Genomic DNA, 12,053 nt, shown 5'->3' on the forward strand with positions numbered 1-12,053 from the left:
AACTCCTTTAGGAAATCAGCTTTTCAAGCTCTGCGCTTGATAAACGTTTGAGAGCCTCCAAAGATTTAGCCAATTCGTCTTCAAGGGGTTTTGCCTCGTTTCGCAGCCCGCGCGCCTGGTTGCAGAACGCTGCCAGGTCGCTGGCCAGGAACAGATTTTCCAGGGGCACCTCCAGCCCCATCTGCCCGCGCAGACGAACAATGACCTGGGTCGCCAGCAACGAATGCCCACCCAACTCGAAGAAGTTGTCCGCCAGCCCGACCTGTTCGACGTGCAGAACCTGTTGCCAGATCAGCGCCACCTGTTGCTCGAACTCATCGCGAGGTGCCTGGTAGGCCGCAACGGCCTGGTTCAGGTCCGGCAGCGGCAGCGACTGCCGGTCAAGCTTGCCGTTGGGGCTGAGCGGCAGGCGCTCGAGCATGACCCAGTGAGCCGGCACCATATAGGCAGGCAGCGCTGCGGCGACCCAGGCCTTGCAGGCATCGAGCGCAAGCCGGGCTTGCCCGCCAGCTGGCACAAGGTAGGCCACCAGTTGCGCGCCGGTTGCCCCCTGATGCACCTGCACCAGCGCCTCGCCTACCTGCGGGTGCTCAAGCAGGCGGGCTTCGATTTCACCGGGCTCGATCCGATAACCCCGCACCTTGACCTGTTGGTCGAGCCGGCCAAGGTAACCCAGCACCTGGTCCGCGCCTGCCCAGACCAGGTCACCGGTGCGGTACTGGCGCGCCCCCGGCCCGGCAAAGGGATCGGGGATGAAGCGCTCGGCCGTCAAGCCCGGGCGCCCGTAGTACCCACGGGCAAGCAACTCGCCGCCGATACTCAGCTCGGCGGCGACTGCGGCCGCCGCCGGTTGTCCCTGGCTGTCGAGCAGGTACAGCCTGCGCCCGGCCAGGGGCCGGCCGATAGGCAGTACACTCGGTACCGTCTGCTGCGGGTCGAGGTAGACACTGCAGTCATGCGCGCTGGCGGTCACCGTCGCCTCGGTGGGGCCATAGGCATTGAGCAGTTTTACCGGCGTGGCGAGGGCCTGGCGCCAATCGGCCACGGCGGCGGCCGACATGGCCTCGCCACCGCAGATCATCAGGCGCAGCGCGGCCATGTCCTGCGGCCCGCCGTGGGCCAGATCACGGGCAATGGTCGCCCAATAGGCGGTGCTCAGGTTGGCCACGGTAATCCCCTGGCTACGGACCTCCTGCAGCCAGCGCTCACTGCTCCACAGCTGGTCGCCGCGCATGATCACCGTCGCGCCGACCGTAAGGCTGGCAAACAGCTGCTCAACGAACGGGTCGAAGTTGAACGTGGCGAACTGCAGCACCCGGTCCCGGGCACTGAGCTGCAACATCTCGATTGCCGCTTGCGTGTGGCGGGCCAGCGCCGCATGACTTACCGCCACACCCTTGGGCCTGCCGGTCGAACCGGAAGTGAAGATCACGTAGGCCAGGTTATCGGCCAACAGCGGTGTCTGCGGATCATCGCTGGCAAAGCCTTGCAGATCGTCATCCAGACTCAACACCTGCAAACCGGCCAGCGCCGGCAGGCGTTGCAGCAAGGCATTGCGGGTCAGCAGCAAGCGGGCGCCGCTGTCGGCGACCATGGCACTCAGGCGCTCCACCGGGTACTCGGGGTCCAGCGGCACATAGGCCGCCCCGGACTTGAGCACCGCCAGCACCGCAACCACCAGGTCGCTGCAACGCTCGATGGCGATCCCCACCAGGGTTTCCGGCCCGGCGCCTTCGCCGCGCAATCGGTGGGCGAGCTGGTTGGCCCGGGCATTGAGCTCGCCATAGCGCAAGTGCTGGCCTTCACAAATCAGCGCAATGGCCTCGGGAGTGCGCGCGGCATTGGCGGCGAAAGCCTCGTGTACCAGCGGGCCAAGGGCGCCGTCCTCGAGCAGGCGCTGCTGCAGATGCTCGGCGTCCAGCAGCGACAACCGTCCAAGGGCTTGGCCGGGATCCTGGGCAAGCCCCATGAGCAGGATGTGCAAATGACCGGCCAGGCCCGCTACGGCGGACGCAGAAAGCGCGGCACGGTCGTAGCTGAACTGGAACTGCAAGGTGTCGCCCAGCCCTGCAGCCAGGGTCAACGGGTAGTTGGTACGCTCGTGTTGTTGCACCCCGTCAAATTGCAGGGCCTGGTCACCCGCCTGCTGCAAGGCCTCGGCGATCGGGAAGTTCTCGAACACCAGAATATGGTCGAACAAGGCCTCGCCACCGCGCCCGGCCCAGCGCTGAATTTCGTACAGCGGTGTGTGCTCATATTCGCGCAAGGCCAGGTTGAGCGCTTGCAACTGTTGCAGCCACGCACCTACGGGTTGTTGCGGGTCCGGGCTGACGATCACCGGCAAGGTGTTGATGAACAGCCCCACCTGTTGCTCGATACCGGGCAATTGCGCCGGACGCCCCGATACCGTGGCACCAAAGCACACGCTGTCCTGCCCTGTGTAGCGTTGCAGCAACAAGGCCCAGGCAGCCTGCACGAGGGTATTCAACGTCAGTCTCTGGCTACGGGCAAAGCCCTTCAACCGCTCGCTGTCGTCGGCGCTCAGGCAGCTGTCGAAGTGACCGATGCCCGAGGCTTGCTCGGGCTTGCTGACAATCGCATCGAGCAACCGCGTGGGCGCTTGCAGGCCAGCCAGCTGCGTCTCCCAGAACGCCTGCGCGGCTGCCGGATCCTGCTCCTGCAGCCAGCCGATGTACTCGCGAATCGAGCGCGCCGGGCGCCCCGGGTCCTGGCCCTGATAGCGCTGCATCACCTCCCCCATCAGGCGCGAGCTGCTCCAGCCGTCCATGAGGATGTGGTGGTGGGTGTAGATCAACTGGTAGGACGATTGCGCGCATCGCACCAGTGCCACGCGCATCAGCGGTGCCTGGGCCAGCTCAAAAGCGCGGGCCCGCTCGCTTGCTGCCAGTTCCTGCAAGGCGGCCTGCAAGTCAGGGCGGCTGCGCCAGTCCAGCAGCTGGAATTCCAGCTCGGCGTGCCGATAGACCGCTTGCAGCGGCTGCGCCTGCTCACCCTGCCAGATGAACCCGGTGCGCAGGATATCGTGCGCATCGACCGTGGCTTGCCAGGCGTGATGCAGGCGCTCGGGGTCCAGGCCGCGCACGGTACAGTCGAGCTGGTTAATGTAAGCCCCGGTCTCGGTCTGGTAGAGCGAGTGGAACAGCATGCCCTGTTGCATCGGCGACAGCGGGTAGAGGTCCGCCAGCAGATGGCTGGCCACCGGCAAGGCGTCCAGCGCGGCCTGGTCAAGCCCGGCCAGCGGCGCATCCGAGGGCGTCAGGCCACCCTGCCCGGGCGCCAGGCAATGGCCGACCAGGGCATTCAACTCGGCGCCATAGTCATCGGCCAGGCGCTGGATCTGCGCCGGCTCGAACATCGCGTCGCTAAAGGTCCAGTCCAGGCTCAAGCGTCCCTGGTAGACCTGGCCGCTGACCGTCAGCCAGTTGCCCAGCGGCGCCTCCGGGCTGCGTTCGTCACCCTTGGACTCGGTGGCGGGCAGCAACAGCGCCTGGGCATTGAAGGCCCCGTCGACCTGGCCCAGGTAGTTGAAGGTGATACGCGGCGTCGGCAACCCCTGCAAGCGCTCACGGGCAGCTTGCGGGCCGAGGTATTTGAGCGCCCCGAAGCCGATACCACGCTGTGGCACTGCGCGCAGTTGCTCCTTGATCTGCTTGATCGAGTCGGCCAGCGTCGACGCAGGGGCCAGGCGCAGCGGAAACAGGCTGGTGAACCAGCCCACCGTGCGCGAAAGGTCAACATCGTCGAACAGCTCCTCACGGCCATGGCCTTCAAGCTGGACGTTGATCGCCGCCTGGCCGGTCCAGCGGCACAGCACCCGGCTCAGGGCCGTCAGCAGCAGGTCATTGATCTGCGTGCGGTAGGCGCCATTGGCCTGCTGCAACAACCGGCTAGTGGTTTCAGCGTCCAGGCGGGTGACGCACACCTGTTTGCTGGCGCTGCTGGCCGCCTGTGCGAAACGCATGCCTGGCAGCGAAGCGGGAACATCTGCCAACTGCGCCTGCCAGTAATCCAGGCGCGCCTGCTGGGCAGGCGCATGCGCCCATTGCGCCAGGCGCTGCGCCCACTCGCGCAGCGAACTGGTGCGCGGCGGCAATTGCAGCGGCTGCCCGGCCAGGCATTGGCCGTAGGCACTTTGCAAATCTTCCAGCAGGATTCGCCAGGACACGCCGTCGACCACCAGATGATGGGCCGCCAGCAGCAGACGCTGGCTGCCGTCTTCAAGGTTCACCAGCAAGGCGCGCAGCAAGCTGCCGCCGTCCAGGCGCAGGCTGCGCTGCGCCTGGTTGACCAGGCTATCGAGGTCGGCGGCGCTCACCTGATGCCGCTGCCACAGTAGTTCGGCCACCGGCGCCGGCGCCTGCAGGTGGCAGTGCCAGCCAGCGGCGCCAGGCTCGAAGCGGGCACGCAGGGCATCATGCTGATCCAGCAGGGCCTGCAAGGCTTGCTCCAGCACCGGCCCCTGCAGCGCCACCTGCGGGCGCAGCAGAATCGACTGATTCCAGTGCTGGCGCTGGGGAATGTCGGTGGCGAAAAAGCCCTGCTGGATCGGCAACAGCTGACATACGCCTTGCTCGGCCCCGCGCTCGACCACCTGCCGGGCAGCGCCCTGGGTCGCCTGGGCGGCCAGGCTGCGCACGGTCTGGTGCTGGAAGATATCCCGGGCGCTGAAATGGATACCGGCGCTACGGGCACGGCTGACCAGTTGAATGGAAACGATGGAGTCGCCACCCAGCTCGAAGAAGTTATCGTCCAGCCCCACCTGCGGGCGGCGCAACACCTCTTGCCACACACTCGCCAAACGCAGTTCCAGGGCCGTCCCGACGCCCTGGCTGGAGGCCACCGACACAGGTGTGACAGGCGCGGGCAAAGCCTTGCGATCAAGCTTGCCGTTGGCGGTCAGCGGCAAGCGTTCGAGGACCACCCAGCGGCTGGGCAGCATATAGGCCGGCAGGCGTTCGCGCAGTGCATCAGCCACTTGTGCACTCAACTCGGCAGGCGCTGCAGCGGGGTCGACGGGCACCAGATAAGCCAGCAAGTGCTGTTGCTCGCCTTCCTGCCAGGCCATCACCAGGGCCTCGGCCAGCGCCGGATGACGCCGTAGGCACGCCTCGATCTCGCCGGTTTCGATCCGGTAGCCTCGAATCTTCAACTGCTGGTCAGCCCGACCGATAAACACCAGCTGGCCATCGCCGCCACGACGCACCAGATCACCGCTGCGGTACATCCTGGCACCGGGCTGGGCGGCGAATGGGTCCGGCACGAAACGCTCGGCAGTCAGCCCGGGCTGTTCATGATAACCGCGGGCAATACCCGCGCCGCCCAGGTACAGCTCGCCCGGGCAAGTGCTGGCCATCAATTGCAACCCGGCATCGAGCACCAGCGCCTGACGGTTTTGCAGCGCACGGCCAAGGTGGATGGCCGTGTCACCCTCAAGCTCACCGGCCAGCGCACCGACGGTACATTCGGTCGGGCCATAGTGGTTGAACACCCGGCAATCCGGTGCCAGGCGCTTGATACGCTCGAGCAACCCGGGTGTCGGCGACTCGCCGCCGAGGATCAGGCAACGCTGGGGAATGACCGCCTGGTTGTCCTGGCCCAGCAGCGCGGCAAAATGCGAAGGCACCACTTTCAGGGCATCGATGCGCTGCTGCTGCAGGTACTGGCCAAAGCCGTGGCCATCGAGTGCCAGGTCACTGTCGATCAGGTGCAGGGTCCGCCCCTGGCACAAGGCCCCGAACACCACGGTATGGCCGAGGTCGGCTGCCAGGGTCGAGACCAGGGCCAGCCGCTGCACGTCAGCCAGCGGCAGGCGCGCTTCCAGGCCCTGCAGGTAATGCAGCAGCGCCCCATGACTGACCATCACCCCTTTGGGCTGGCCAGTGGAACCGGAGGTGTGAATCACATAGGCCAGTGCCTCAAGCTCGCTCCGGCATTGCGGGTCGTGCTGCGCCGGGGCATAGGCCTGCGCATCATCAAGGGCCAGGGTCGCCAGTTGCGCGCACGGCGCCAGCGCTTGCAGCGCGCCGGCGCGCCCGAGCACCAGGCTACAGCGACTGGCCTCGACCATCTGCTGCAGGCGCCGTGGTGCCAGCTGGGGATCGAGCGGCACATAGGCCGCCCCACTCTTGAGCGTTGCCAGCAGCGCGACCAGCGATTCCAGCGAGCGCTCGGCAAGTATCGCGACCTTGTCCTGCGCACCGACTCCCAGGGCAATCATGCGGTGCGCCAGCTGGTTGGCGCGGGTGTTGAGCGCGGCGTAGCTCAGTTGTCGTTCGCCCTCCACCAGCGCCAGGCGCTCGGGATGCAACCTGGCCTGTTGCTCGATCTGCCCGTGCACACTGCCCTGCAGCGTCAGCGCTTGGGCTGGCGCCGCACTGGCCAATAGCGCCTGCTGTTGCTGCGGCGTGAGCAGTGCCAGTTCACCCAATGGCCGCTGCGGTTCGGCCAGCGCTGCACGCAACAGGTTAAGCCAGTGCCCGGCCATCTGTTCGATGGTTGCGGCGTCGAACACATCCTCGGCGTAGACCAGCGATGCCTGCAGCTGGCTACCCAGCTCATGGGTGTTGAAGGTCAGGTCGAAACGGGCCGATTCGCTGCCGCTGTCCAGTGCCTGCAGGCGCAAGCCCGGCAGGTTCCGCTCGGTTGCTGGCGCAGCACTGGCCTGGTGATTGAACAACACCTGAAACAGCGGCGTCTGGTTAAGGCTGCGATCAGGCTGCAGGGCATCGACCAGTTGCTCGAACGGCAGGTCCTGATTGGCCTGGGCCTCCTGCACCCGTTCCCGGACCTGGGCAAGCAGTTGCTCGAAGCTCATCCACGGTTCAATCTCGGCCTGCAACACCTGGGTGTTGACGAAGAAACCGATCAGGTGCTGGACCTCGGCACGGCCGCGGTTTGCCACCGGGGTGCCGACCCGCACCGTGCCTGCGGCGCTGTAGCGATGCAACAAGGCCTGGATGCCGGTCAGCAGCACCATGAACAGGGTCGCCCCCTGGCCACTGGCGAAGCGCCGCAAGTCCTGCCCCAGGCCCGGCTCCAGCGCCAGCGTGTGGCGGGCACCGCGCTGCTCGCGCAGCATCGGCCGCGGGCGATCCAACGGCAACGCCAACGACACCGGTTCGCTGCCCAGCCGTGCCTGCCAGTAGGCCAGTTGCCGATCGGCTTCCCCGGCCTGCAACCACAGACGCTGCCACTTGGCATAGTCGGCATAGTGCACGCTCAAGGCCGCGGGTTGCGCGCCCGCCTGGCCCTGACTGATACGCGCATAGTGACCGCTTACTTCATCGACCAGAATCGGCATCGACCAGGCATCGGTAACGATATGGTGCGTACAGAACACCAGCACATGCTCGTCATGCCCCAGACGAATCAGCGTGGCACGCAGCAACAGATCGGTTGCCAGGTCAAAGGGCTGCGCAATCAAGGCGGCCAGTTCGGTCTGCAGAGCCGACTCATCCAGGCCGCTGCGATCCAGCACCTGCAAGCTCAACGAGCGGTCAGCGTGACAGCGCTGCACGACCCTGTCGTCGATCAGTTCGAAGTTGGTGCGCAAGGCTTCATGGCGGTTGATCAGCGCCTGCAGGCTAGCGCCCAGCGCCGCGCAGTCCAGTGCGCCTTGCAGGCGCAACACGGCCGGTTGATTGTAGGCACTCGATTGCGCATCAAGTTGCCAGAGAAACCACAGCCGTTGCTGGGCATAGGAGGCCTGGATGAGTTCGTCGGCCTGCTGGCGCGGCGGGATCGGCAGCATCTCCAGCGACAACCCCTGCTCGATCATTCGCGCCTGCAGTGCTTTCTGCTCCAACGGCCCCAGCGCGGCAAAGCGCTTGGCCAGGGTGAGCATGCGTTCGTTCAGCTGGCTCATACCTGCTCCGCCGCGTCGAACAGGGCTTCGAGGGCAGCGACCTTGCTTTCACTCAGGCCGGAATCGCGATACTGCGCCACTTGCTCCGCCAGCAAGGCGACGGTCTCACCCTCGAAGAACACCCGCAGCGGCAGGTTAAGGTTCAGGCGCGCCTGGACTTCGGAGCGGATACGCGTCGCCAGCAGCGAATGGCCGCCCAGGGCAAAGAAGTTGTCATGGATACCCACCTGCTCCAGGTGCAGCGCCTCCTGCCAGATTGCTGCCAGGGTTGCTTCCAGCTCATTACGCGGCGCCACGAACTCGTGGCTCTGCGGCTGCAGCGCCGCCAGGGCATTGCGGTCGAGCTTGCCATTGGGGGTCAGCGGGAAACGCTCGAGCACGCGCACGAAGGCCGGCACCATGTACTCGGGCAGTTGTTCGCGCAAGGCATCGAGCAAGGATTGTTCGGTACTCGCTGGGGTCTGCCCGTCTGTGTGCAGCACATAGGCCGCCAATTGCGCCCCGGCAGCGCTTTCGCGCACGACCACCGCCGCTTCGCGGACACCCGGCAACTGCGCCAGGCGCGATTCAATCTCGCCCAGTTCGATACGAAAACCGCGAATCTTCAGCTGGAAATCCAGGCGCCCAAGGTAGTCAATGCAACCATCGACCCCGGCGCTGACCCGATCCCCGGTACGGTACAGGCGCTGCCCGGGCTCCTTGGCAAAGGGATCGGGAACAAAGCGGCTGGCGGTCAGCCCCGGACGCTGCAGGTAACCCCGCGCAAGCCCCGGGCCACCGACGTACAACTCACCTTCACAACCGAAGCCGGCCATTTCGCCAGCCTCATCCAGGGCCAGCAGGCGGGCGCCAGCGATCGGTGCGCCGATGGGCACCCGCTCGCCTTGCGGATCCTGTTCCAGGGCATGGGCCGAGCACCACACGGCACTTTCCGACGGCCCGTATTCATTGACCAGCAGAGTTTGCGCCAGGCGCTGGCGGTGACGCACGGCGAGCTCCGGCGGACACGCCTCGCCAGCGACGATCACACAACTCAGCGCCGGCTGTTCCAGGTGTTCGAGGATCTGCGCATAGAACGAGGGCAGCGCGAGGAAGTGGGAAATCTGCTCGCGCTCGATCAGTGCGGCAAGGCGTTGCGGATCCTTGTGTTCCTCTTCGCCAGGCAGGCACAGGGTGCCGCCCTGGGCCAGGCTCCAGAAAATCCCGGCAACCGAACTGTCGAAGGAAAACGACGAAAGCATCAGGAAGCGCAACAGCGGCTGGCGATAGAACAGGCCGCGGGCGCGGGTCGAGGCACAGGCATTGGCGTGGCTGATCATCACGCCCTTGGGCTTGCCGGTTGAGCCGGAGGTGTAGATGACGTAAGCCAGGCTCGCCGCAGAATGGCGCTTGCGCAAAGGCAGCAGGTCGCTGGGCGGCAAGGCATCCAGCTGCAAGCGCTGGACCCCGGGCGCCACCTCGATGTCGTCGGCCAGCGGCTGCAGGCTGATCAGGCACTGTGCCCGGGCATCATGCAGCATGAACGACAGGCGCTCGGCCGGATAGCCAGGATCCAGCGGCAGGTAGGCGCCACCCGCCTTGAGAATACCCAGCAAGGCCACGACGATTTCCACCGAGCGCGAACCATACACCGCCACCACGCTGTCGCCACCCACACCGCATGCCTGCAGGGCGCGCGCCAGTTCATCCGCCCGGCGGTCCAGTTCGGCATAGCTCAGGCGCTGATCGCCAATCTGCAAGGCGATGCGTTGCGGATGCAAGGCCGCCATCTGCTCGAACAGACCATGCAAGGCATCATCGGCGGCAGCCGGCAGCGCCAGGCTGCGGTCAAAACGCGCCAGCAAGGCTGCGGCCTGCTCGGCATCGACAGTGTTCAGCTGCTCAGGCGCACAGCCAAGATCAGCCGCCGCGTTGAGCGCAAAGGTGTCAAATTGCGCCAGCCAGGCCTGCAATTGAGCAGGTGCGAACCCTTGCCCAGGCGCAGACAGTTGCAGGCAGACGCCATCCGCTTGCGCCCGCGCACTCAGGAAAAGCTTGTCGTTGCGATAGTCATCCAGTTCGACCCGCCACTGTTCAGCCGCTGGCGCCTGGGTGTAGGCGCAGGCAAACACTGGCAGCGCCCCGGCAGCGCTCATGTCCGGTTCATTCAGGCAATCGAGCCAGGACCGGCCCTCGGCCAGTTGCACGGCGAACGCTGCCAACTGCTCGCGCAACGCCAGGCCAGGCTGCAGGTTGAATGCCTGCGGCAGGCGTCGGGCAAAATGGCCAAGCGTGTGCTGCAGCTGGTCATTGCGTCCGTCGACCTCCAGCGCTACCAGCAGCGGCTGTTGCCGGGTCAGCACGCTGAGGAAACTGCCCCAGAGAAACAGCAGCGCCTCTGGCGGTGCAAGCCCGGCCTCGGCCTGCATTACGGCCAATGCCGAGTTCAGGCCAGGGCTCAAGCGTTGACACTGGTTGCGCTCCCCTGCGCCCTGTTCGATCGCTTCGAAGGGCAAGCGCCGCCCAGGGGCCTGTGCTGCTGCCAGGCCACGCCAGTAGGCTTTGCCCTGGCGAGCGAACGCCTCTTCATCAAGATCGGCCTGCCAGGCGGCGTAGTCGGCATACTGCAAGGCCTCGAAGGGCGCCAGGGTGTCACCCCGGTACAACGCCAGGATCTCTTCTGCCAGTTGCCCGAGCGCTTGCTCGTCGGCGCTGGCCAGGGCCACGCCGACCAGCACCTGCGCGCCGGCCACGCAGGCCACCAGAGGCGCTTGCTCAAGCAACGCATTCAACTGCGCCCGCGCCTGGGCTTCGGTGTGCACAAGGGCAATGCTCACGCGAACCTGCTCGGCGATTTCCTGCACCGGCAGCTTGAGCCCCGCGACCTGGGTGTAACGGGTGCGCAGAATCTCGTGGCGCCGGCCCAGTTCACTCAACACCGCCTCGAGCCGCCCTGGCTCGACCGGCTCGGCAAAATTCAGCCACAGCCGGGCAATGCGCGGTTGTTCGCTCAGGGCCTGGAGAATCAGCGCCTGCTGCGCCGAAGTCTGGAAAATCTCTGCTGGGTTCGCGTCTGTCATGGGGTCTTCCTTAGCCGATCGCCACTTCGCTGCTTTTGAGCGGGATGGCCATTGCCGTGAGTATTTTTCGCGGACCGGCATAACCGTTGCGCGCATGAATAGTGAAAATGTTGTCGAGGATCACCACGTCGCCCTTCTGCCAGGGGAACTCGACCATGACCTCGCGGTAGAGCTGCTGAAGATGGCGCACGTAGTCCTCGGGAATCGGGCTGCCGTCACCAAAGAAGGTGTTTTGCGGCAGGTCGTCGTCGGCGAACTCGGCACGCAGGCTGTCGCGAATGCTCTCGGGTAAGGTCAGGGCGTTGAAGAAGGTCGCGTGGTTGAACCACACCGTTTCGCCGGTACGCGGGTGGCGCACCATCGCCGGGCCTTTTTGCCGGGTGCGCAGGCGATTACCGGGCTTCCATTCGGGGGTGATGCCGATCTTCGCGCAGTAGGCTTCGACCTCGGCGCGATCCTCGGTCTGGAACACCGTCTGCCAGGGCAGGCCCATGCCGTCGCCATAGTTGCGCACGTAGAGCACGCCTTGGCGCTGGAAGGCCTCGCGCACCTGTGGGTCGATACGCGGCAGAATCAGCCGGGTATCGCCAAACGGCGTCTCGCCACCGCTGGCCGATGGCAGGTCGCAGTAGAAGTACAGGTGCAACGGGAATACCGGCGAGTAGGAGTGCTCGTTGTGCGGGAAGATCTTCTCCGCCGAGGGGTAGTCGGTCGAGCTGTAGACATTGTGCTTGCGGCTGATCTGGGTCCGCGGCGAGGCACGGAACAGGTACTCCAGCGCGCCGCCGGAGATCGCATCGACGCACTGGTTGAATTCGCCGATATCCTCTACCGCAAACCCCCGAAACAGGATGGTCGCGTGCTGGTCGAGCTTGCGTTCGATCAGTTCACGGTTCTGACCGGCCCACTCGGCCAGGTTCACCCCGGCCACCCGCGGGGTGCACAGCAGCGGAATGCTGCTGCCTTCGAACAACGGCGAGAAACTCACCAGGCTGTCCTGGTCCATGTTCAGACTCTTTCGCCGCCCCTTGGCCAGCACCGGTATGGCTTGCGGCTCGCACTTGGACATTTCCCTCTCCCCGTTCGGTAAGGCCGGCAAGCCCCTGGGC

The 12,053-nt window shown here is 65.7% G+C and carries 3 protein-coding genes; all 3 read right to left on the minus strand.

Annotated elements, in window-relative coordinates; translation table 11 throughout:
- Positions 1 to 7 precede the first annotated feature (7 nt).
- Genes LOY45_RS17260 through LOY45_RS17270 form a run of 3 tightly spaced genes read right to left on the minus strand, consistent with a single transcriptional unit; the run spans position 8 to position 12,013 of the window.
- A complete protein-coding gene (locus LOY45_RS17260) occupies positions 8 to 7,885 on the minus strand; it encodes a non-ribosomal peptide synthetase (protein ID WP_258578094.1) in 7,878 nt (2,625 codons plus the stop codon).
- The gene (locus LOY45_RS17265) at positions 7,882 to 10,944 is read right to left on the minus strand and encodes a non-ribosomal peptide synthetase (RefSeq protein WP_258578095.1); all 3,063 of its coding nucleotides are present in this window, start codon (positions 10,942 to 10,944) and stop codon (positions 7,882 to 7,884) included. The genes LOY45_RS17260 and LOY45_RS17265 overlap by 4 nt, the downstream gene beginning before the upstream one ends.
- A 10-nt stretch (positions 10,945 to 10,954) precedes the next feature.
- On the minus strand, positions 10,955 to 12,013 hold the full coding sequence (locus LOY45_RS17270) for a TauD/TfdA family dioxygenase (RefSeq protein WP_115086244.1): 1,059 nt from the start codon (positions 12,011 to 12,013) through the stop codon (positions 10,955 to 10,957).
- Positions 12,014 to 12,053 lie beyond the last annotated feature (40 nt).

It is taken from the genome of Pseudomonas wadenswilerensis (genome assembly GCF_024749185.1).
Lineage (GTDB): Bacteria > Pseudomonadota > Gammaproteobacteria > Pseudomonadales > Pseudomonadaceae > Aquipseudomonas > Aquipseudomonas wadenswilerensis.